This is a genomic window from Corallococcus aberystwythensis, assembly GCF_003612165.1.
GTDB classification, from domain to species: domain Bacteria; phylum Myxococcota; class Myxococcia; order Myxococcales; family Myxococcaceae; genus Corallococcus; species Corallococcus aberystwythensis.
In genome coordinates this window covers 1-21,640 of the sequence record NZ_RAWK01000118.1, presented here as the reverse complement: position 1 = coordinate 21,640, position 21,640 = coordinate 1, and the positions used below count along the sequence as shown (strand labels likewise).

Sequence of the window (21,640 nt, the reverse complement as noted above, 5' to 3'; positions counted from 1 at the left end):
GATGGATGCACTCCCCTGACTCTCTCAAGTACATAGCATCCATGAATGAAGACCTGGCCATCACCATCGGCAGAATCGCCCGCGCGGCCCGCGAGGAGCAGGGCCTGACGCAGGCCGAGGTGGGCCCGCGCGTAGGCCTCCTCTCCACCGTCTACAGCCGCCTGGAGCGCGGCAAGATGCTGCCCAGCGTCCCGACGCTCTACCGCATCTGCACGGAGCTGAAGGTGTCGCCGGAGGACATGCTGGGCCTCACCGCCCTGGTGCGAGGCCGCAAGGGCCAGCGCCCACGCGCGCGTGAGGATGAGCCCCCCGCGCTGCGCCGCTTGCTCTACCTCGCGCGCAAGCTGGACGCGGAGAAGCTCGAAGCGCTCCTCCACGTCGCCACGGTCCTGACCCGCTGACGGCCACTACTTCCGCTTCGGTGGGGCTTCGAACTCGTGCGCCTCCAGCCCTTCCGGAAAGAGGCCCCCTTCGCCGAACTCCACCGCGTCTCGCAGGCAGCTGCCCTCGGACAGCACGCGGGCCATCTCCCCGGCGGCCTCCTGCCGGCCATACCCCGGATGCCGCTTCGCCAGCGCGGGCCGGAGCGCGTCGCGCAGGTCCGCCGCCGTGGCGAAGCGCTCCTCGGGGTTGGCGCGCAGGGCGGTGTGAAGCAGCGCCTTCACATCCGGAGACAGCTTCGCCACGGCGACCTCGACATCCGCCTGGCTGAAGCGGGAGAGCAGGATGCGCATCTGCGTCAGCGGCAAGGAGGGGAGGATTTCAATGTCGAGCGGGGCCAGCCCTTTCGAAGCGCGGGGCACGTCCTGCACGTCGAAGAGGTGCGTGCCCGTGAGCAACTCCACCAGCAGCACGCCCAGGCTGAAGACGTCGGAGCGCGGCGTCAGCGGCTGCTTCTCCAGGTACTCGGGCGAGGCATAGGCCACGTCCCCGCGGACGAGGCGCATGGGAGATTGCTCGCGGCCCACCACCAGCGAGTAGGCCGCGCCGAAGTTCGTCAGCTTCACGCCGCCATGCGCGCCCACGTAGACATGCCGGGGATTGACGTCGCGGTGGATGACGCCCAGCGGCTTGCCTTCGTCGTCCGTCAGCGTGTGCGCGTGGTGCAGCGCCTCCGCGAGCTCCGCGCCCACGTAGAGCGCAAAAGCCTCCGATACGGGCCGCCCCCGGGCCACGCCCGCGCTCACCAGCGTCTCCAGCGAAGGCCCGTCCACGTACTCCATGACGACGTGCAGGGCGTCCTCGTGCACCTTGCGGAAGTGGACCTGGGCAATGCCTGGATGGTTGAGGCGGAAAGCCAATTGCACCTCCTCCATCAGGCGCTTGCGGCGCAGGTAGGTGGAGGGATTGGGCAGCCGCCGCACGAAGCAGAGGCCCGGCATCGCGGTGTCTGACTCCACCTGCCGTCGAGCCAGCATCAGCAACTCCCCCGTCTGCATCAACACCAGCTCGCGGATGGCCTCGTAACGGACGCCCTCCACGGAGAAGAGGAAGCGCGGCGCATCAGGCGTCGGCGGTGGCGGGCGACGTGTGGGCCGGGTGCTTCCTCCGCTTTCGGTGGTGGACGTAGGCATGACTCCTCGGGGGCATGAGAAAGGGCGCGGTCACGCCGTCCGTGGAGTCTTCATCAGGTAGACCTGAAAAGTCCATACGATGGACTTCATAGGTATTCACCGAATGGGGACCAGGCCGTCATGGGAGCCCATGCGGTTGGGGCCCGTCATGAGCGGCGCGCGTCGGCCGCGCATTGTAGGATTCCTCGCCGTCGGGTCGGACCCACAGGGGGACATCATGAAGGCGAGCGGATTCGTGTTGGTGGCGGCCGTACTGGCATGGACGGGCGTGGCGGGCGCGGAGCCGCCCCGGCCGGCCCAGCTCCTCATCTGGGGTGGCGGCAAGGACACCGCTGAAGCCGAGGCGTCCCTGGGCCGGTGGCAGGCGCGCGCGAAGACGAAAGAATGGGCAGGCACGCTGAAGGTGGCGGAGGGCTACCCGCGCATCGTCCAGAGCGGCACCGTACCGGGGCTCAAGCCGGGGTTCGTGGTGGTGGTGCTCGGCGCCTGTGAGCCGGCCGCGGGGTCGAAGGTGCTGGAGACGCTCAAGGCCTTCGAGCCGGCCGTGTACGCGCGCGACGTGACGTGGGCGGAGCCCCTGGCGTGCCCCCAGCTGGGCCCCGAGTGGCGCGTCGTCCAGTCGAAGTCGTGGAAGAAGAAGGCCGGCACCCTGACGGCCGTCCTGCTGCAGGGCCCGGAGTCGAAGGATCCGTACAAGCCGACCCTCCAGGCCTTGCGCGTGATGCTGCGAGCTCCCGACGGAGAGCTGCTCGGCTTCGACGAGCGCAGTGGCGACCCCCGCATGAATGAGTTCGCGAAGCAGTCGGGGTTCATCCCCACCCTGGATGGAGCGGGGCCGACGGTGACGCTCCTCTCCATCGGGGCCGGCTGCACGGCGGGCCCCAACGTCTATGAGACGCGGGTGAAGTACGTCATCGACGGCGACACGCTGTATCCCCAGGAGCGCGAGCGGACCCTCGTGGACAACACCCATAACTGCGACCGGTGACGGTCCGCTGCCGCGCACCTACTCGGGGGGCCGGACCACGAGGACGTCGCAGCTGGCCTCGCGAATCACGTCCGTCGCCACGCTCCCCAGCAGGAAGCGCGACACGCCGGAGCGAGCCTGGGTGCCGAGCGCGAGCAGGTCCGCCCGGTGCCGGCGCGCCTCCTTCAGGATGATGGAGTACGGGCTGCCGTGCTCGAGGGCCTGACGGTAGCGCAGGTCCAGGGTGTCCAGATGCCGGTGAAGCGCACGGAGCTGGCGCAGCGCGGAGTCCTTGAACCGCTCCCGGTACCGCGCGCGCTCCTCGCGCGTCAGCCCTGGGAAGACCATGTATTCCAACGGCGACTCGTACGCGTGGATGAGCCGCAGCGAGGTGCGCGGCTCCAACAGGGCGGGCAGGAAGCCCGCGGCGTGCCGCGCCGTCTCCTCAGCGTCCACGGCCACCAGGGGACGGCGGTACCGTTCCTCCACGAGCCCGTGGACCACGAGCACCGGGGACGGGCCGTACCGGATGACGTGTTCGGCGGTGGAGCCCAGGAACAGGTCCCGCACGGGCCGGCGGCCATGGCGGCCCAGGACGACCAGGTCCGCGCCAGTAGACTCGGCCTGGCGCACGAGCGTGGGGGCCGGCTTCCCGAACACGATCCGCGCCTCGACGGAGGCGCTGGAGCCCGCGGCGTGAAGCGAGGCGTGGAGTTCGTGGGCGACGACCGCCAGCGTCCTTCCGGCCCGCTCCCGGGCCTGCTCCACGAACTCCTTGGGCGCCCGTCCCGGCAGTGCGTGCACCAGGGTGACGGCCGCCGCCGGGGCGAGCGGCAGGTGGGCCGTCCGCTCCACGGCGCGCGCTCCGGCGGGTGAGAAGTCGGTGGCAACGAGCACCGTCTGGAGGAGCGGCGGCGGTTTTCGCGTGGGGGTCATCCCGTAGGATAGGCAACCGCTGCGCGAGCAGCGTCCCCACGCCTCCTGGCGCCCTACCCGCCGTTCGTCCGCACGCTGTCGTGGACCTGCCGCGCCCGCGTCAGCGGTTCAACCGCTCCAGGAAGATGGCCGCGTTGCTGGGGCCTTGACCGTCGTAGGAGCCCGTGCGGTTGCCCATCTCCCGGAGGAAGTGGATCCACTGCTCCTTCTTCGACAGGCCCGGTGGCACGGTGATGCCCACCGAGTTCTTGGGGTAGTTGCGCACCGCCTCCGCGAACTTGGTCAGCGCATGCGCGCTGCCCTTGCCATCCCGGCCGTTCGCGCCAATCCCGTGGAGCATCTTGAAGCGCTGCTCCGGCGTGAGCCCGAAGTCGTTGGCCACCTTGTCCATCTGCGGAAGGAATGACGCAGCGGCCGGGAAGAAGTCCGGGTAGGTCTTGCCCAGCGAGAGCACCTGGTCGCGCGTCCACCCGGTGGACTTCACCAGCGAGGCCACCTGCTCCGGTGACGAGTACTTCTCCAGGTTGGTGACCTGCTCCGCGTCCGCGCCCGCGCGGCCCAGCAGCGTGCGCTGCTCCGTGCGCAGTTGCTCCGCGCGCTCGTACGCCTGCCGGGACAGGATGCTCATGCTGACCAGCTCGCCCATGATGTAGACCGCCGCGCCCACCGCCGCCAACGGGGCTCCCACGCCCGTGGAGCCCACCGCGACCAGGGCCCCGCCGACAATGCCCATCACGTCCCCCGCGATGGACAGGCCGGTCCCCGCGTTGCCCTGCCCCGCGGCGATCTCCTTGCCCTGCACCACCAGGTCCAGCGCGGCCCCGAAGGCGCCCAGGCCTCCCGCGACCCTCGTGGCCACCAGTGCACCACCGGACTTGTTCACCGCGTTCAGCGCGGTGCTCGTGAGGCTGGCGACCTGCTGGCCCGTGAAGGTCTTCGCCCACAACGTGCCCAGGGCATCCTGCGCCTTCGCGGACTGATTCGACTGGAGGAAGCCCAGCACGATCCCCGCCGCCGCGAACGCCCCGCCCCACCGCGACGAGCCGGACTCCAGCCCCTTCAGCGTGTTCAATCCCGCCTGGGTCCTTCCCGCGGCCAGGTCCCGCAGGCCCGCGAGCCCCGTGCGCATCGCCTGCGGCAGGTTGTTGACCTGGACGTCCACCTTCGCGCCGCCCAGTTGCTGCAACAGGTACCCGTCGACCAGCAGCTTCTGGATGTGGTCCACCGCCTCCGTGGGCGTGGCCTGGGGGAACTTCTCGTAGAAGCTCACCAGCGCGCCGGAGACGGCCTTCTCCCGCACGGTGTCCAGCGGCAGCGACGCCATGAAGGGCGCGAACGCGGAACCGGGCGCCTCCATCTTCGCGGCCCACTTGAGCGCCTCGCCCGCGCCCTTCGACTGGGCCAGCGCGGTGTACGCGGCCTGGATGGACCGGGCGTGCGCGGAGCCATCCGGCCCGCGCAGGGCCTGCTCCAACTGGGGCGCGTTGCGCGCGAGCGCGGCCTCCAGCGTCTTCGCCTTCGTCTCGAAGCGGGCGTAGTCGGGCCCGTGCAGCTTGCGGAACTCCTCGATGTACGCGCGCTGTTGATTGTCGGTGAGGTACGGGCCGAAGGACGCGATGTCCCCCGCGAGCCGCTGCTCCAGCGCGTCCCGCTCCGCCAGGGCCGCCGTGTACGCCAGCTCCGCGGTGTGCACCTCGGCCACCGCCGCATCCAGCTTCGCGTCCACGGCCGCGCCCGCTCGGCCCAGGCAGGACACCAGCACGTCGCGGTCCGCGGGCAGCAGGTGGCCCCGCTTCGCCGCCGCCTCCAGCGCGGGCTTCATCGTCGTGGGACTCCCCTGCTTCGCCACCGCCTCCAGCGCGCTGTCCGCCACGCGCAGCGTGCCCACGGAGGTGACGCCCGGGGGACGCGGCGGCGGGTTGGGCACCGCCTCCTTCACGCCATGGGCGAAGTCCTTTGACAGCGCGTCCTCCAGCGTGCGCGCGGGAGTCGCCTGCAACAAATCAATGAGCTTCGCCTGGAGCGCGGGGTTGCCCGCCGCCTTCTCCAGCGCCGCGTTCGCCGCGCCGGTGAGGTTGCGCGCCTGCGAATACCCCTGCGTCAGCAGCGTCCACGCCTCCGACACGTTCACGGTGGAAGCGCTGTCCGACACCGCCTGCGTGGACGAGACGCTCGTCGCCGTTGAGAGGGTGGAAGCCGTCGCGCCGTACCCCAGCAGGTCCGGCCCCTTGCGCGGCGCGGTTGCCACGAAGGCATCCTGCGGCTCGGGCGGAGGTGGAGGCGGCGGGGGCGGAACATACGGCTCCGGCTCCCACGTCGTGCTCACCTGTGACACGCCAGACGACGAACCTGCATTCGAAATGGTGCTCATTCGCAGCCCTCCCCCAGGGCAAGCGGACGGAAGCACCGTTGTGGAAACAGCCCCCTTTGCTTCCGTCCTGATTCCATTATCGAACGAGGACGGAAGCGATTGCGTGCGACCGCACTGCCCCTCAGGCCGAGCCCAGCTCCTGCTTCAACTTCGCCAGCAGGTCATCCGGTCAATGCTTGCGGTCCCAACCTGTTCAAGAAGATCAGGCGCCGTGCACTGGTTACTCCTCTTCGCGAAGCCAGAACCACTGTTCGTTCGATGTCAGGGGCCCTGCCAGGAACTCCCCGAACGAGTCCGCGATGCGGCGGCAGTAGTACGGGTCCGGGAACGCTTCGCGGTAGCCGTCGATGATGGGATATCGGCCGTCGTGCTGCTCGCTCACGTCCACGAGGATGTAGTTGCTGTCCCGGACCTCGCATGCCGCGTACCACGACGCGGGTCCGGCCCGGTCGGAGTCATCCTTGAACATGACCACCCGCGCACGACGGATCATCGCCAGCGGAAAGAAGCGGAACGCCGGGTCGATGACTCGCCCGTATTCGGGGCTCCACTGGCCGAAGAGTTCGGCCCCATCGCAATGCAGGTAGAACGCGCGCATGTCCGCGTCCAGGCGCCACCCCATGCGTTGTTCGAACGCATCGATTTGCGCAGGCGTCGCGGGAGGGTGCACGTGGTGGAGGCGTGAAACCTCTTCGAGCAAGGCCGTCATCGTCATGCGGCTACTCTCCGTAGGGGTAGCTGCCTCCGGGACTCGTCCACGGGGGCTGGCTCGCGTAGCACTGGTTGTAGGGCGTAAGCAGGTCTTCGTGGAGTTCTTTGGGGAATGGGATGATGTTGTCCCAGTCTGTGGGGTTGCCTCCATGCTTGAGGTCCCGGATGTGGTGCCCTTGGTACGGATCCCCGTTGGCCTCGCGGGGCCACTCTCCGAACTTTTCTGACCACCGTTCCCGAAACCCCGTGCGGATATTGTTCCACTTCCTCCGGGACGCTTCGGTCTGAGCGTTGCTCAATGCCGGGTAGTTACAGCAACAGTTCGCCATGCCGAACCGGCTTCCGGCCCGAACAACCTCCCCCGTGAAGTCCATCTTCACGTCCGCAAGCCAGAATACCGCCCGTGGTGGTCATTGCACCCTCGGCGCATCCCATGAGGAACGCGAGGGCCAGGACGGCCAGACAGCGCCAGGAAGGCGTGTTTGTCATTGTCATGGGCGCGCACCCTACTGTGCGGCGCCTCATGACCTGAAAGGCCCCACCGCGTGCCAGGGCACGCGATGGGGGGCCTCAAGTGACGGATTTCTTCAGGCCGAGCCCAGCTCCTGCTTCAACTTCGCCAGCAGGTTGAGCGCGTCCAGCGGGGTCATCCGATCGATGCTCGCGGAGCGAAGCGACTCCAGCACCTCCGCGTGCGCGGGAGGCACGGGCGGCGTGGCCACGGGCGCCGGCTGCGGTGCGCCGCCGAACAGCCCCAGCTGCCCCGCGTTCGCCACCGCCGTGCGCTTGGTGGATCGCACCGCCACGCGGGGGCGGCCCGCGTCGTCCAGCTCACCGGACTCCAGGTTCTGGAGCAGCTCGCGGGCTCGCGACACCACCTCCGGCGGCAGCCCGGCGAGCTTCGCGACCTCGATGCCGTAGGAGCGGCTGGCCCCGCCGGGCACCAGCTTGCGCAGGAAGATGACCTTGCCGCCCTGCTCCTTCACCGCGACGCACAGGTTCTTCACCCGGGGCCGCTCGCGCGCCAGGTCCACCAGCTCGTGGTAGTGCGTGGCGAAGAGCGAGCGCGCACCCACCTTGTCGTGGATGTGCTCCGCCACCGCCCACGCGATGGAGAGGCCGTCGAACGTGGACGTGCCACGGCCAATCTCATCCAGGATGACCAGGCTCTTCCGGGTGGCGTGATGGAGGATGTGGCTGGTCTCCGTCATCTCCACCATGAACGTGGACTGCCCGCGCGCCAGGTTGTCCGCCGCGCCCACGCGCGTGAAGATGCGGTCACACAGGCCGATGCGCGCTGACTTCGCGGGCACGAACGAGCCCGCCTGCGCCATCAGCGCCGTCAGCGCCACCTGCCGCATCACCGTGCTCTTGCCCGCCATGTTCGGGCCGGTGATGACCAGCAGCTGCGCGTCCTCCGGATCCAACCGCACGTCGTTGGGCACGAAGGACTCGCCCGAGCCCAGCATCCGCTCCACCACCGGGTGCCGCCCGCCCGTGATGGTCAGCCCCTCGCCGGAGTCCACCTGGGGCCGCGTGTAGCCGTACTCCGCCGCGCACCGCGCGAACGACACCAGCGCGTCCGCAGTGGCCACGGCCTCCGCCGCGGAGCGGATGGCCGGCGCCGAGGCAATCACCTTCGTGCGCAGCTCCTCGAACAGCTGGAGCTCCAGCACCACGCGGCGCTCCTCCGCGGTGAGGACCTTCTCCTCGTACTCCTTCAGCTCCTCGGTGACGAAGCGCTCCGCGCCCACCGTGGTCTGCTTGCGGATGTAGTCCTTGGGCACCGCGTGGAGGTTCGCCTTCGTCACCTCCAGGTAGTAACCAAACACCTTGTTGTAGCGGATCTTCAGCGAAGAGATGCCCGTGCGGTCCTTCTCCCGCTGCTCCAGCTTGAGCAGGTAGTCCTTGCCCGTGGTGGACAGCGCCACCAGGTCATCCAGGTCCGCGTGGAAGCCCGGCCGGATGAAGCCGCCCTCGCGGATGATGACTGGCGGCTCGTCCATCACCGCGCGCATCAGCAGGTCCGCCAGCTCCGGCAGCGCGGCCAGCGGTCCGGACAGCGACTGGAGCAGCGCCGCGTCACACCGCGCGAGCGCCGCGCCCAGCCGGGGCAGCTGCGACAGCGACAGCCCCAGCGCGCGCAAATCCCTCGCGTTGCCCGCGCCCAGCGACAGCCGGCCGCAGAGCCGCTCCAGGTCGCCCACCTCCTTGAGCGTGGCCACCAGCTCCTCGCGCCACACGCTCTTGCCGGACAGTTCCTCCACCGCGTCCAGCCGCGCTTCAATCTCCGGCAGCGAGCACAGCGGCGCGGACAGCCACCGCGCCAGCTTACGCGCGCCCAGGCCCGTGGCCGTCCGGTCCAGCACGCCCAGCAGCGACCCCTTGCGTCCGCCGTCGCGCAGGCTCTTGAGCACCTCCAGATTGCCCCGCGAGGACTCGTCCATCACGAGGCACCCCGCGCGCTCCTGGCGCGACAGCCGGTCCACGTGCGCCGCGGGCGTCTTCTGCGTGTCCTTGAGGTAGCGCAGCGCGGCCCCGGCCGCCCCGGTGGCCAGCGGCGAGCCGTCCAGCCCGAACGCGGACAGCGACTGCACGTTGAAGTGCGAGCGCAGGAACGCGGAGGCCCGCGTGTGCTCGAAGGCCGCGCCCTCGCCTTCCGCCACGGCCGGCACGCGCGACAGCCGCTGGCAGATCTGCACCACCTCTGGCGCTTCACGCATGCCCGCCGGCACCAGCAATTCGCGCGGCTCCACGCGCGACAGCCCCTCCACCAGCTCCGACAGCCCCTGCGCCTCGAAGGTGTAGAACTCGCCGGTGGACGCCTCCAGCAGCGCCGCGCCGAAGCCCGCCTCGCCCCAAGCCACGGCCGCCAGGAAGTTGCTGGCCTGCGGCTCCAGCACCTCGTCGTCCAGCACCATTCCGGGAGTGATGACGCGGGTGACTTCGCGCTGCACGATGCCCGGCCCCGCGCCCGGCTCCGTCACCTGCTCGCAGATGGCCACCTTCAGGCCGTGCTCCACCAGCTTCGCGATGTACCGGCGCGAGGAGTGGTACGGCACCCCGCACATGGGGATCTTGTCCGCGCCCTTGGCTCGCGCCGTGAGGGTGATCTGCAGGAGCTCCGAGGCCTTCACCGCGTCCTCGAAGAACATCTCGTAGAAGTCACCCAGCCGGAAGAAGAGCACCGTGTCCGGATGGAGCGCCTTCACCTCCAGGTACTGGCGCATCATCGGGGTCAGGGAGGCGATCTCCCGGGCTCCCGCGGGGGGCTCACCTGTTCCGACTTCCGGAGTCGTGTCCTCGTCGGGCAGCACCCCGTCCGCCGCCCTGCCTGTCTTCGTCTGCTGCGTCACCGCCATCCCCGACCTTCTCTCACGACCTTACCCCCGGATCAACGAGCCGGATTCCCTACCTGGCGCGTATGCCTACCACCGCCGTCCGACATTTCGGCAGGGCACGTTCCGAAAACGGTTTGCAGTCCCACGGCCCCCCGGCAGGCTGCCCGCCGACATGGCGACCCCTCCCATAACGAACCGTCCTCCCGTCCCCGCCCTGTTCAAGGTGGCCCTGGCCCCGGTGCAGGCCTTCTTCCGGCTGGAGGCCAGCAGCGGCATCCTCCTCGCGCTCTGCGCGGTGGCCGCGCTCGCCTGGGCCAACTCCCCCTGGGGCGACACCTACGCCGCCGTCTTCGACGCGCCGCTGCACCTGGAGATCGTGGGCCACGGCGGCCACTTCACCTTCCGCGAGCTCATCAACGACGGGCTGATGACGCTCTTCTTCTTCCTCGTGGGGATGGAGATCAAGCGCGAACTCGCCGCGGGCGAGCTGCGCACCTTCTCCCGCGCGCTGCTGCCGCTCATCGCCGCGCTGGGGGGCATGGTGGTGCCCGCGGGGCTCTACCTCGCCTTCACCCACGGCACCCCCGCGCAAGGCGGCTGGGCCATCCCCATGGCCACCGACATCGCGTTCGCCATCGGGTGTCTCACGCTGGTGAAGGCGCGCGTGGGCCACGGGCTGGTGGTGTTCCTCACCGCGCTCGCCATCTTCGACGACATCGGCGGCATCCTCGTCATCGCGCTCTTCTACGGCACGGGCCTGCACGTGGAGTGGCTCGCCGTGGGCGCGGGGCTTGTCGCGGTGCTCTGGGGGCTCAACCGCTTCTACGTGCGCAACGGCCTCGTCTACGCGCTCGTGGGCGTGGCGCTCTGGTACGCCATGCACCACGGCGGCATCCACGCGACCCTGTCCGGCGTGGTGCTGGGGCTGTGCATCCCCGCGCTTCCCAGCCGTCCGGGGCGCGAGGTGCTGGAGGAGCTGGCCGCGTACGTCAACGGCCTGGTGTCCCGGCCGGACGACGAGTCCGCGCGGGGCGCGCAGCTGCTCCACATCGAGGAGGCGCTGGAGGACATCGAGCCGCCCCTCAACCGCTTCGTGCACCTGTGGCACGGGTACGTGGCCTACGGCATCGTGCCCCTGTTCGCGCTGGCCAACTCCGGCGTGGACGTGTCCGGCATGTCCCCTTCGGATCTGCTCAAGCCCCTGCCCCTGGGCATCATCGTGGGCCTCTTCGTGGGCAAGCAGCTGGGCATCTTCCTGTTCACCTGGGCGGCGGTGAAGGCGGGCGTGTCCCCCCTGCCCGCGGGCGGCAGCATGGCGCAGCTGCACGGGGTGGCGGTGGTGGCCGGCATCGGCTTCACGGTGGCCCTCTTCGTGGGGGGGCTGGCCTTCGCCGGACAGCCGGCACTGTTGGCGGAAGCAAAGCTGGGCATCCTGACGGGCTCGCTGCTCTCCGCCGTGGTGGGCTACGTGCTATTGCGCTACGTGGCCCGGCCGTCCCCGGCGGCGGTGCCCGCTCCGCCATGAACCTCCAGGACCTCAACCGCATCCGGCAGATTGCCCTCATCGCCGCCCGCCACGGTTTTGGCGAGGTGACCGAACGCGCGGGCGTGTGGCGCCTGCTCGGTGGCCGCAAGGAGAAGGTGGAGGTCTCCGACGAGGCCCGCCGCGAGTCCACCGCGCGCCGCTTCCGCCTCTTCCTGGCGGAGCTGGGCCCCACGTTCATCAAGCTGGGCCAGGTGCTCTCCACGCGCGCGGACCTGTTGCCCGCGGAGTTCGTGGAGGAGCTGGCCACGCTCCAGGACAACGTGGAGGCCATCCCGCTGGAGGACGTCCACGCGCAGATCCGCGACGCGCTGGGCAAGGACGTGCACGAGCTGTTCGCCCAGGTGGACCCGGAGCCGCTCGCCGCCGCGTCCATCGCCCAGGTGCACCGCGCGGTGACGCTGGAGGGGGAAGAGGTCGTCATCAAGGTGCAGCGCCCCGGCATCGCCCAGCGCATCGACGCGGACCTGGGCGTGCTGCGCTCGCTGGCGCGCCTGCTGGAAGCCGTAGTGGAGGAGACGGGCATCTACACGCCGTCCGGCATCGTGGACGAGTTCGACCGGGCCATCCACGAGGAGCTGGACTTCATCAACGAGGCCACCAACATCCGGGCGTTCCTGGAGAACCACAAGGACCGCCCGTACCTCAAGGTCCCGCGCGTGCACGCGGCGCTCTCCAGCCGCACCGTGCTCACCATGGAGTTCATCCGCGGGGAGAAGATCAACCCCGCGGTCCTGGCCGAAGCGGACCGCAAGCAGATTGCCCAGAACATCCTGGAGGCCAGCTTCCGCCAGCTCTTCGACGACGGCCTCTTCCACGGCGACCCGCACCCCGGCAACGTGCTCCTCATGGAGGGCAACCGGCTGGCGCTCCTGGACTTCGGCGTGGTGGGCCGGCTCACCCGCCCCATGCAGGAGACGCTGGTGATGCTGTGCCTGGCGGTGGCGCTCAAGGACAGCGACTCCGTGGCGCGCATCCTCTACCGGGTGGGCGTGCCGGACGCGCGAGCCAACCTGATGGGCTTCCGCAACGACATCGAGGCCATCCTGGGCCAGCACCTGCCCACCACGCTGGGCCAGGTGGACGCGCGCACGCTCCTGCGCGACCTGTTGGACCTGGCGGTGAAGTACCGCATCCGCATCCCCAAGGAGTACGCGCTCCTGTCGCGCGCCTCCATCTCCACGGAAGGCATGCTGCGCGGGCTGTACCCGGAGCTGAACATCATCGAGGTCGCGCTGCCGTACGCGAAGGAGCTGATGGCGGGCCGGTATGACCCGACGCAGCTGCAGGGCGGCCTGATGCGCACGCTGTTGCGCTTCCAGTCCATGGCGCAGGACCTGCCCACGCAGCTGTCGCAGATATTGCTGGACCTGGAGACGGGCAAGTTCAGCGTCACGGTGCGCGCGGAGCAGTTCGACAAGCTCAACGAGAACCTGCGCAGCGTGGCCGTCATCGCCTTCCTGGGCCTGTGCGCGTGCGGCTTCATCGTGGGCGCGTTCATCGCCTTCGCGCCCCGGCCGCCCATGTACGGGAACACGCCGGTGCTGGGCATCGTCGGCATCGCGCTGGCGGCGGCCCTCTTTGGCGCGGTCCTCACCTGGTACCTGTTCGGCGGCCGGTTCGGGAAGGTCAGCGTGACCCGCTTCCTCAAGAAGCGCAGGTAGCCGGGGACCCCCAACGGGCTTCCGGAGGGCCGCAGGTGTGACACCGGCCCACCCCGCGAGGGGCAGGCAGGCGCAGGGAGCACGTGTCACGCAAGCGCGAACGGATCCGTTCAGGGATGCACAGTCATGCGTGGGCCGGGTAGTCTGCGGGGCTTGTCGCTTCCCCTCTTGCCCCCCGTGCTCGACTTGTCCGCGAACCCATCCGCCGCCCGTCGTCCGTACCGCGCCCCGCTGGCCACGCTGTTCGCGGCCGCGCTCCTCGCCACCACCGCCGGCTGTGCTGGCGGGCTTGATGAACCCGAGCGCTTCACCGGGGGCACCAGCTCCTGCGCGCCGGGCACCACCGGCGCGAGCATCATCCAAGCGCAGTGCCTGTCGTGTCACTCCACGGAGGCCAAGGGGTCGGCGGGCGGGGGCTTCGACCTGCAGGCGTCCGGCCTCCCCGGGCGGCTCTACACCACCAACGCGGCCTGCAACTCCAAGCCGCTGGCGGACAGCGCCAACCCGTCCGAGTCCTTCTTCCTGAAGAAGCTCACGCCGTCGCCGGGCTGCGGCGCGCAGATGCCGCTGGGCGGGTCGATGAACGCCGCGGACACCGCGTGCCTCACGCAGTGGCTCGTCGCCGGAAAGCCGAGCCCGTGATGATCCGCACCCGTCATGCCTCCGCCGCGGCCCTGCTGGGCGCGGCCCTGCTGCTCGCTCCCGCCGCCTGGGCCGCGCCGAAGAAGGCGTCCGCCAGGACGGCGCAGTCCGCGACGAAGAAGTCCAAGGCCGCGAAGGTGGTGGAGACGCGCCGCGTGGCGGTGCTTGCCTCCGGTCCGCACGCGGACGCCGCGCGCGCCGCGCTGGAGGCGGAGCTGGCCCGCCGTCCGGCCCGCTATGAAATTGCCCCGGAGTCCGCGGTGCGCTCCGCCGCCTCGCGCCTGGGGGTGGACCCCACGCAGCCCGCGGGCGCCGCCGCCGTCGCGAGCGAGCTGGGCCTGAGCGCGGTGCTGGTGGCGGACACGTCCACCGTGGGCAAGAAGCCGCAGGTGCGCGTCACCGTGCGCAACGGCCGGGACGGCAAGGCGCTGGCCTCGCCGGCCGCCGCGAAGCCCGCCACGGCGAAGCTGGTGCCCGTGGCGGTGAAGCGGCAGTGGACGGCGCTGGAGCGCGGCCTGCAGAAGTCCCGCGCGCCGGAGGCCGCCCCGGTGGCCCCCACCCCGCCCACGCCGGTGGAGCCCGAGCCGGCGGTGAAGCCCGCGGAGCCCATCGCGCAGACGCCGGCCCAGGCTCCGGCGCCCAAGACGCCTGTCGCGGAGCCCATCCGCAAGCCGGTGGCCGCCGCGCCGAAGAAGGAGGTCAAGGCACCGGAGACGCAGGACGACGCGGTCTCCACGCGGACGGGAGCGCGCTCCTCGCCGCTGGTGGAGGGCGCGCTGGGCCTGAAGCTCTTCGGCCGGTCGCTGCGCTACAAGGACGACGTGTTCGGCGTGCTGCGGCCGTACACGCTGGGCACGGACGTGGGCGGCCTCGCGCTGCCGGGCGCGCCCCAGCTCGCGGGCGACGTGACGGTGTATCCGCTCGCGCCCTTCCAGCAGGGAGCGCTGGCGCGGCTGGGCCTCACGGGCTCGATTGATCAGTCCTTCGGCCTGAAGTCCACGGGCTCCACGGGGGCGGTCTCCTACCCCACCACGGCGCGCGAGTGGACGGCGGGCCTGCGCTACGTGATGCCCTTTGGCCAGGCGGAGCGCTACGGCTTCGAGGTCAGCGGCACGTACGGGATGAACACGTTCCGCATCGACGCGGTGGACGGCGAGCGGCCGTTGGACCTGCCCAACGTGGAGTACAAGACGGCGGGCCTGACGCTGGGCCTGCGGGCGGCGCTGTCGGAGAAGTTCGACTTCAACTTCCGGCTTGGCTACCAGCACCCGCTGGACTCTGGAGAGCTGTCCTCTGACACGTGGTTCCCGCGCATGTCCGCGGGCGCCGTCACGGGCAGCGCCTCGCTGGCGTACCGGCTCAACCGCGTCCTGGACGTGCGGCTGAAGGCGGACCTGCGCCGCTACTTCTTCAAGTTCAACCCGGAGCCGGGCGACCCCTACGTCGCCGGTGGCGCGGTGGACCAGTACCCCGGCCTGTCGCTCCAGCTGGGCTTCCGCTACTAGCAGCCCGCGTGACACCGCCGGTCCGTGCACGACACGGACCGGTGGCGACGGATGCAGCGCTTCAGAAGCGCTGAGCCTGCTCAGCCGCGCGCCGGAGCGTGGCGGCGCAGCCAGTCCATCACCGTGGGCCAGAGCGTGGCGGCATGGTGCTCGCGGAAGAAGCCCAGGTGGCAGATGCCCTGGCCGGCGCTGTCCTCGGGGGAGAGCTGCCGGCGCTCCACGTCACAGCCGGTGAGGTGCTGGCAGACGAGGTCGATGGCTTCGGGAGGCCCCCAGGGGTCGTCCTCCAGCCCGATGGCCAGCACCGGGATGCGCAGCCGTTGGAACCGGGCCGCGGCGTCCACGCGCGGGTCATCGAAGTAGAAGCGGGGCAGCGACGCCCAGTGGCTCCACTCCAGGGCCGCCTGGGCGGGCACGTCCTCGCCGAGCCCCAGCCGCGCATAGGGCATGTAGCCCAGGAACCGTGCGCACAGCGGCCCGATGGCCTTCAGGTACATCGCGACCAGCAGCCGCTCCCGCCTGGAGCGGATGAACCGCAGGCTCCCGGCCTGGGCCGCCACCATCACCGCGGCGGTGAGGTGCTGGCTGCTCGCGCTCAGTCCAATGGCGTGGCCGCCGAAGCTGTGTCCCACGGCCAGCACCGGCAGCCCCGGGTGGCACTCCGCCGCCCAGCGGGTCACCGCGTCCACGTCCTGGTCAGTCCAGGTGAGGAACCCGGCACGCGTCTGCTTCGCCACGCCCGACGGGTGCACGCCCCGGTAGTTGTAGGTCACCGCCGCGAAGCCGTCGTCCGTCAGCCGCGCGGCGAACGCGAAGTACATGCTCGCGGGCATGGCGGTGGCGGGATGCAACAGCACCACGCCCCGGACCGGGCCCTCCGGGCTGTGCAGCGTGGACTGGAGTTCGAAGCCATCGGCGCAGCGGATGCGGTGCGGAGTCGTACGTGCCATGGCCCCTCATGAGCGGCCTCGCTTGAGAACCTTCCGGCTAACATGTGAATTCAGGCCGGGCAAGACAGTGTGCGACGGCAGCCCGATGCAGGTGACACACCGCTCGCCCCTTCCAGGAGGCAGCCCATGTCTCAGCGGGGCCGTGCCCTGGAGCCTCCCCCTGGAGCACATGGACTGAGCGCCGCTCACTTCGCCGCGGTCCGTGCCTCCAGCAGGCCCCGCACGAACGCCGCGACCGGACCGGCCAGCTCCGAGAGCCGGTCGACGCGGTCCTCCTCCACGGCCTCCAGGATGAGCTCGTTGATGCCGCCGACGAGCGCCATGGCCAGCGCCGGCGACAGCGCGTCCCCCGTGCCCGCCGACGCGAACTCCCGCCGCATCAGCTCCGCGAAGCTCCGCATGACCCGGCGGCGCAGCGCGAAGCCCTTCGGGCCGACGTGCAATATCTCCACGAGCAGCGTCCGCACGAGCCCTGGCCGGCTCTGGAGGCTGGAGAGGTAGACCGCCGCTCCAATGCTGGCCCGCAGCTCGCCCGGAGGCGCGTGCTGGATGGCCGCTTCGACCTCCTCCAGGAGCCGGGCGCTGTGCGTCGCGTAGAGCGCCAGCAGGCACGCCTCCTTGTCCTCGAAGTGCTCGTAGAACGTGCGCTTCGACACGCGCGCGTGCCGCACGATGTCCGCGATGGTCAGCCGGCCGTAGCCCACCTCGAGGATGGCCTGCGCCAGCCCCGCGACGAGCCGGTCCCGGGGCGCTTCACCTGCCTGGTCGGAAGGAGGCTTCATGCGGCTCCCGAGGCTGGTACTTGAAGGTACCAGATGTCACTGCGACCTCACTTCAATAGACTTATAGGCTGGGTACCTTCCTGTACCACGAGGAGTCCCGTCATGCCCCTGTCCTCCACCGAGCCGCCCTCGCACGTGGACGTGTTGATCATCGGCGCGGGCCTGTCGGGCATCGGCGCCGCGTTCCATCTGCAGACGCGCTGCCCCACCCGGAGCTACGCCATCCTGGAGGGGCGCGGGGCCATGGGGGGCACGTGGGATTTGTTCCGCTACCCGGGCATCCGCTCCGACTCGGACATGTACACGCTCGGGTACCGGTTCCGGCCGTGGCATGGCGGCAAGGCCATCGCGGATGGGCCGTCCATCAAGGCGTACATCGAGGAGACCGCGGCGGCGTACGGCATCGACCAGCGGATCCGCTACCACCACCGGGTGACGCGGGCCGAGTGGTCCTCTGAGAGCGCGCGCTGGACGGTGGACGTCGAGGTAGGCCCCGAGCGCGTCCCGGTCCGCATGACCTGCGGCCTCCTCTACGCCTGCACCGGCTATTACGACTACTCGAGCGGCTACACGCCCACGTGGCCCGGCACGGAGCGCTTCGGGGGGCGCATCGTGCACCCGCAGCACTGGCCCGAGGACCTGGACTACGCGGGCAAGCGCGTGGTCGTCATCGGCAGTGGCGCGACGGCGGTGACGCTGGTCCCCGCGATGGCCGGGCGTGCCGAGCACGTCACCATGCTGCAGCGCTCGCCCACGTACATCGCGGATCAGCCGGCGCAGGACAGCGTCGCGAAGGCGCTGGGACACGTGCTTCCCCGCGGCGTGGCGTATGCGGCCGCCCGCTGGAAGAACGTGCTGCGCGGCATGTTCCTCTACAACCTGGCGCGCAGCCGGCCGGGGCTGATGAAGTGGCTCCTGCGCCTGGGCGTGCGTCGCGCGCTCGGCAAGGCGTACGACGTCGATACGCACTTCGCCCCCCGCTACAACCCGTGGGACGAGCGGCTGTGCGTCGCCCCGGATGGCGACCTCTTCCGCGCCATCCGCGAGGGGCACGCCTCCGTGGTGACGGACCACATCGAGTCCTTCACCGAGACGGGCCTCCAGCTGCGCTCGGGGAAGCACCTGGACGCGGACCTCGTCGTCACGGCCACGGGGCTGAACGTGAAGATATTGAGCGGCCTGGCGCTGGCCGTGGACGGCGAGCCCGTCCAGCTGTCGCGGACCCTGGCGTACAAGGGAATGATGTTCAGCGACGTGCCCAACCTCGTCGCGGCCTTCGGGTACACCAACGCGTCGTGGACGCTGAAGTGCGACCTGGTGGCGGAGTACACCTGTCGCCTGCTCAATCACATGCAGCAGCACGGCTACACGCAATGCGTGCCCCGCGTGCGCGGCCCGGGCGAGACGCCGGAGCCCGTGCTCGACTTCAGCTCCGGGTACGTGCAGCGCGCGCTGGACTCGCTCCCACGACAGGGCGCGCGTGCCCCGTGGCGGCTGCACCAGAACTACGTGCGGGACCTGCTGCTGATGCGCTACGGCCGGGTGGATGACGACGCCATGGAGTTCCGGGGGGCAGCAAGCGGCGGCTCACGGCAGGCTTTGCTTCCGGAGGTGGGCCGTGGCTGAGCGCATGCGGCTTCAGGGCAAGGACGGCGGGCCTCGCCTCCGCGCGTGAAGCCTGTCTGGCCGTCAGACCGATCTGCGGAACAGGTCGCCTAGGTTGATGTGCGAGAGGTGCCCACCCGGGCGACCTGACGTGGCAGGCACCCTGTGAGGACTTCGGGATCGCCGTGGCTGGGGCTTTCAGCGAAAATCGGCGCCCGATGCCTACGCCCGAAGCTGCTGCCCGCACGAACATCGATGCCGCGCTCCAGAGCGCCGGTTGGCTCGTTCAGGACTTCGCGGAGATGAACGTCACCGCCGGCCTTGGGGTGGCCATCCGCGAGTTCCCACTGGAACGGGGCCACGGAACGGCCGATTACGCCCTCTATGTCGCCGGGAAACTGGCCGGTGTCGTCGAGGCCAAGAAAGAAGGCACCCCCCTCAGCGGCATCGAGGTGCAGTCGGAGAAGTACGCGCGCGGCGTGCCACGCCTCTTCCCCGCCCACGTCACCCCGCTGCCGTTCCTCTACGAGAGCACGGGCGTAGAGACGCAGTTCACCAACCGCCTGGACCCGGATCCGCGCAGCCGCCGCCTCTTCCACTTCCACAAGCCCGAAACGCTGGCGGAGTGGCTCGACCCGGAGAAGAACCCACCACCACTGCTCCCCCTGGAGAACGGCAAGCCCGCGCCGCGCAGTCTCCTCCCCTCAACGTTGAGGCTGCGCCTCCGCCAGATGCCGGACCTTGAGCCTGAAGGCCTGTGGCCCGCCCAGCTCAAGGCCGTGCGCAACCTGGAAGCCTCCCTGTACGCAGGCAAGCCGCGCGCGCTCATCCAGATGGCCACTGGCTCCGGAAAGACCTTCACCGCGGTCAGCTCCATCTACCGGCTCATCAAGTTTGGTGGCGCCAAGCGGGTCCTCTTCCTCGTGGACCGGGCCAACCTTGGCAGACAGACGCTGAAGGAGTTTCAGCAGTACGTCACCCCCGACGACGGAAAGAAGTTCCACAAGCTGTACAACGTCCAGCACCTCACTTCGAACAAGCTCGATCCGGTGGCTAAGGTCTGCATCGCCACCATTCAGCGCGTGTACTCGATGCTCTCGGGCCGGGAACTGAAGGATGACGACGAGGAACTCTCCGCCTTCACCACGCTCACGGAGTTGAGCCCCCAGCCGCTCCCTGTCCCCTACAACCCGAACATCCCCGTCGAGCTCTTTGACTTCCTTTGGACCGACGAAGCCCACCGCTCCATCTACAACCTGTGGCGTCAGGTGCTGGAGTACTTCGACGCCTCCCTGGTCGGCCTGACGGCGACGCCCTCCAAGCAGACCCTCGGCTTCTTCCACCAGAACCTCGTCATGGAGTACGGCCACGAGGCTGCGGTCGCCGACAGTGTGAACGTGCCCTTCGACGTGTATCGCATCCGCACCCGTATCACCGAGGGTGGCTCGAAGGTGGAGGCGGGCCTCTACGTGGACAAGCGGGACCGCGAGTCCCGGGCCGTCCGCTGGCAGAAGCTCGATGACGATCTGGCCTACTCCGCCAAGCAGCTCGACAGGGACGTGGTGGCAGTGGATCAGATCCGCACCGTCATTCGCACCTTCAAGGACCGGCTCTTCACCGAAATCTTTCCTGGCCGCAAGGAGGTCCCCAAGACGCTCATCTTCGCCAAGGACGACTCGCATGCGGACGACATCGTCCGCGTCCTCCGGGAGGAGTTCGGCAAGGGCAACGACTTCTGCGAGAAGATCACCTACCGAACCGGCACCGCTCGCATTGTGACGAAGAAACAGGGGCCTGGAGGCAAGGAAGTCGAAGAGGTCACCTACAAGACCACCGGCATCAAGCCTGAGGATCTGCTGTCCTCGTTCCGCAATTCGTATTACCCGCGCATTGCAGTGACAGTGGACATGGTCGCCACCGGCACCGACATCAAGCCGCTGGAAATCGTGATGTTCATGCGCACGGTGAAGAGCCGTAACTTCTTCGAGCAGATGAAGGGGCGCGGAGTCCGCGTCATCAATTCGAGCGACCTCCAGACGGTGACTCCCGACGCACCCGCCAAGACGCACTTCATCCTCGTGGACTGCGTGGGAATGTGTGAGAGCGACTTCGTCGATACGCGCCCGCTGGAGAAGAACCCCGCTGTGGCCTTCGAGAAGCTGCTCCAGGTCGTGGCGGCCGGCGGCACGGATCGCGATGTCGTCTCCTCGCTGGCCAGCCGCCTGGCCCGGATGAATCAGCGGCTGGGCAAGCCTGAGAAGGAACGACTCACGAGGTTGGCCCGCGGCAAGTCCCTGGAAGAGCTGGTCGGCGGGCTGGTCGAGGCGCTCGACCCGGACCGGCATGTCGAGGCAGCACGGGTGGCCAACAAGCTGCTCACTGGAGAAGAGCCGACGGCCGCGCAGATCTCCAAGGCCGCGGAGGAGGCAATCCGGGCAGCGGTGGCCCCGCTGGCGGGAAACCCGGACTTGCGCAACGAACTCGCTTTCATCAAGCGCACCTTCGAGCAGACGCTCGACACGGTCAGCGTGGACACAGTTCTCGGAGCCGGCTTCGACGCCGCAGCCACCGAGAAGGCTCGTGGCATGGTGCAGTCCTTCGAGCAATACATCGAGGAGCACAAGGACGAGATCACCGCCATCCAGGTGCTGTACTCACAGCCGTACGCGAAGCGGCTCACGTTCAAGGACATCAAGGCACTGGCCGAGGACATCCAGGCGCCGCCCCGGACGTGGACGCCTGAAGCGCTCTGGCGGGCGTATGAGACGCTCGACAAGGCGAAGGTACGAGGGGCCGGTGGCAAGCGGCTGCTCACGGACATCGTGTCGCTGGTGCGCTTCGCGCTCCACAAGGACCGGCAGTTGGTGCCCTTCACAGAACAGGTGGAGGAGCGGTTCCAGAACTGGCTTGCGCAGCAGGAGAACCGGGGGCGGAAGTTCTCAGATGAGCAGCGCCAGTGGCTGGCGCTCATCAGGGACCACGTCGCCGCGAGCTTCAGGATTGAGAAAGATGACTTCGAGGACGTGCCCTTCAACCAGAAGGGCACGTC

16 protein-coding genes are annotated in these 21,640 nt (G+C 69.5%); 8 read left to right on the top strand and 8 right to left on the bottom strand.

What is annotated here, in order from left to right; translation table 11 throughout:
- Positions 1–41 precede the first annotated feature (41 nt).
- A complete protein-coding gene (locus tag D7W81_RS20390) occupies positions 42–401 on the top strand; it encodes a helix-turn-helix transcriptional regulator (RefSeq protein ID WP_120557051.1) in 360 nt (119 codons plus the stop codon).
- Between the two features lie 6 nt (positions 402–407).
- Here the strand turns inward: D7W81_RS20390 and D7W81_RS20385 are convergent, their stop codons facing one another.
- Positions 408–1,574, bottom strand: coding sequence for a serine/threonine-protein kinase (locus D7W81_RS20385; RefSeq protein ID WP_120557050.1), 1,167 nt, complete (start codon positions 1,572–1,574; stop codon positions 408–410).
- Between the two features lie 217 nt (positions 1,575–1,791).
- Between D7W81_RS20385 and D7W81_RS20380 the strand changes: the two genes are divergently transcribed.
- Positions 1,792–2,562: a hypothetical protein gene (locus tag D7W81_RS20380; protein WP_120557049.1), complete on the top strand. Its 771-nt coding sequence runs from the start codon at positions 1,792–1,794 to the stop codon at positions 2,560–2,562.
- Positions 2,563–2,580: 18 nt separating this feature from the next.
- Here the strand turns inward: D7W81_RS20380 and D7W81_RS20375 are convergent, their stop codons facing one another.
- From D7W81_RS20375 to mutS, 5 genes are all read right to left on the bottom strand, one after another.
- Positions 2,581–3,477: a universal stress protein gene (locus tag D7W81_RS20375; RefSeq protein WP_120557048.1), complete on the bottom strand. Its 897-nt coding sequence runs from the start codon at positions 3,475–3,477 to the stop codon at positions 2,581–2,583.
- A gap of 100 nt (positions 3,478–3,577) precedes the next feature.
- Positions 3,578–5,848, bottom strand: coding sequence for a hypothetical protein (locus D7W81_RS20370; protein WP_147445561.1), 2,271 nt, complete (start codon positions 5,846–5,848; stop codon positions 3,578–3,580).
- A gap of 220 nt (positions 5,849–6,068) precedes the next feature.
- Positions 6,069–6,563 (bottom strand): SMI1/KNR4 family protein, encoded by a 495-nt coding sequence (locus D7W81_RS20365; RefSeq protein WP_120557046.1) that lies wholly within the window; start codon positions 6,561–6,563, stop codon positions 6,069–6,071.
- A 4-nt stretch (positions 6,564–6,567) separates the two neighbouring features.
- Positions 6,568–6,939 (bottom strand): hypothetical protein, encoded by a 372-nt coding sequence (locus D7W81_RS42025; protein WP_147445560.1) that lies wholly within the window; start codon positions 6,937–6,939, stop codon positions 6,568–6,570.
- A gap of 207 nt (positions 6,940–7,146) precedes the next feature.
- Positions 7,147–9,921 (bottom strand): DNA mismatch repair protein MutS, encoded by a 2,775-nt coding sequence (gene mutS / locus D7W81_RS20360; RefSeq protein WP_120557045.1) that lies wholly within the window; start codon positions 9,919–9,921, stop codon positions 7,147–7,149.
- A gap of 151 nt (positions 9,922–10,072) precedes the next feature.
- Here mutS and nhaA point away from each other — a divergent pair, with 151 nt between their 5' ends.
- The 4 genes from nhaA (at position 10,073) to D7W81_RS20340 (ending at position 15,254) form a co-directional block, all read left to right on the top strand.
- A complete protein-coding gene (gene nhaA, locus D7W81_RS20355) occupies positions 10,073–11,425 on the top strand; it encodes a Na+/H+ antiporter NhaA (RefSeq protein ID WP_120557044.1) in 1,353 nt (450 codons plus the stop codon).
- Positions 11,422–13,107 (top strand): ABC1 kinase family protein, encoded by a 1,686-nt coding sequence (locus D7W81_RS20350; RefSeq protein ID WP_120557043.1) that lies wholly within the window; start codon positions 11,422–11,424, stop codon positions 13,105–13,107. The genes nhaA and D7W81_RS20350 overlap by 4 nt, the downstream gene beginning before the upstream one ends.
- Positions 13,108–13,260: 153 nt before the next feature.
- A complete protein-coding gene (locus D7W81_RS20345; RefSeq protein WP_120557042.1) occupies positions 13,261–13,749 on the top strand; it encodes a hypothetical protein in 489 nt (162 codons plus the stop codon).
- Complete coding sequence (locus D7W81_RS20340) at positions 13,749–15,254, top strand: TonB-dependent receptor (RefSeq protein WP_120557041.1); 1,506 nt, start codon at positions 13,749–13,751, stop codon at positions 15,252–15,254. The genes D7W81_RS20345 and D7W81_RS20340 overlap by 1 nt, the downstream gene beginning before the upstream one ends.
- An 80-nt stretch (positions 15,255–15,334) precedes the next feature.
- Here D7W81_RS20340 and D7W81_RS20335 read toward each other — a convergent pair whose 3' ends face one another.
- Positions 15,335–16,204: an alpha/beta hydrolase family protein gene (locus D7W81_RS20335; RefSeq protein ID WP_120557040.1), complete on the bottom strand. Its 870-nt coding sequence runs from the start codon at positions 16,202–16,204 to the stop codon at positions 15,335–15,337.
- A 185-nt stretch (positions 16,205–16,389) separates the two neighbouring features.
- Entirely contained in the window at positions 16,390–16,986 is a 597-nt protein-coding gene (locus D7W81_RS20330) for a TetR/AcrR family transcriptional regulator (protein WP_120557039.1), read from the bottom strand.
- Positions 16,987–17,088: 102 nt separating this feature from the next.
- Here D7W81_RS20330 and D7W81_RS20325 point away from each other — a divergent pair, with 102 nt between their 5' ends.
- Positions 17,089–18,612, top strand: coding sequence for a flavin-containing monooxygenase (locus D7W81_RS20325; RefSeq protein WP_120557038.1), 1,524 nt, complete (start codon positions 17,089–17,091; stop codon positions 18,610–18,612).
- A gap of 197 nt (positions 18,613–18,809) precedes the next feature.
- Positions 18,810–21,640: type I restriction endonuclease subunit R (locus D7W81_RS20320; protein WP_120557057.1), on the top strand; the 2,831-nt coding region annotated here is incomplete at its 3' end.

What these genes read in the sequence shown, in the direction of transcription:
- D7W81_RS20390 (WP_120557051.1), top strand. Translation starts at nt 42, where the DNA reads ATGAATGAAGACCTGGCCATCACCATCGGCAGAATCGCCCGCGCGGCC.
- D7W81_RS20385 (WP_120557050.1), bottom strand. Translation starts at nt 1,574, where the DNA reads ATGCCTACGTCCACCACCGAAAGCGGAGGAAGCACCCGGCCCACACGT.
- D7W81_RS20380 (WP_120557049.1), top strand. Translation starts at nt 1,792, where the DNA reads ATGAAGGCGAGCGGATTCGTGTTGGTGGCGGCCGTACTGGCATGGACG.
- D7W81_RS20375 (WP_120557048.1), bottom strand. Translation starts at nt 3,477, where the DNA reads ATGACCCCCACGCGAAAACCGCCGCCGCTCCTCCAGACGGTGCTCGTT.
- D7W81_RS20370 (WP_147445561.1), bottom strand. Translation starts at nt 5,848, where the DNA reads ATGAGCACCATTTCGAATGCAGGTTCGTCGTCTGGCGTGTCACAGGTG.
- D7W81_RS20365 (WP_120557046.1), bottom strand. Translation starts at nt 6,563, where the DNA reads ATGACGATGACGGCCTTGCTCGAAGAGGTTTCACGCCTCCACCACGTG.
- mutS (WP_120557045.1), bottom strand. Translation starts at nt 9,921, where the DNA reads ATGGCGGTGACGCAGCAGACGAAGACAGGCAGGGCGGCGGACGGGGTG.
- nhaA (WP_120557044.1), top strand. Translation starts at nt 10,073, where the DNA reads ATGGCGACCCCTCCCATAACGAACCGTCCTCCCGTCCCCGCCCTGTTC.
- D7W81_RS20350 (WP_120557043.1), top strand. Translation starts at nt 11,422, where the DNA reads ATGAACCTCCAGGACCTCAACCGCATCCGGCAGATTGCCCTCATCGCC.
- D7W81_RS20340 (WP_120557041.1), top strand. Translation starts at nt 13,749, where the DNA reads ATGATCCGCACCCGTCATGCCTCCGCCGCGGCCCTGCTGGGCGCGGCC.
- D7W81_RS20335 (WP_120557040.1), bottom strand. Translation starts at nt 16,204, where the DNA reads ATGGCACGTACGACTCCGCACCGCATCCGCTGCGCCGATGGCTTCGAA.
- D7W81_RS20330 (WP_120557039.1), bottom strand. Translation starts at nt 16,986, where the DNA reads ATGAAGCCTCCTTCCGACCAGGCAGGTGAAGCGCCCCGGGACCGGCTC.
- D7W81_RS20325 (WP_120557038.1), top strand. Translation starts at nt 17,089, where the DNA reads ATGCCCCTGTCCTCCACCGAGCCGCCCTCGCACGTGGACGTGTTGATC.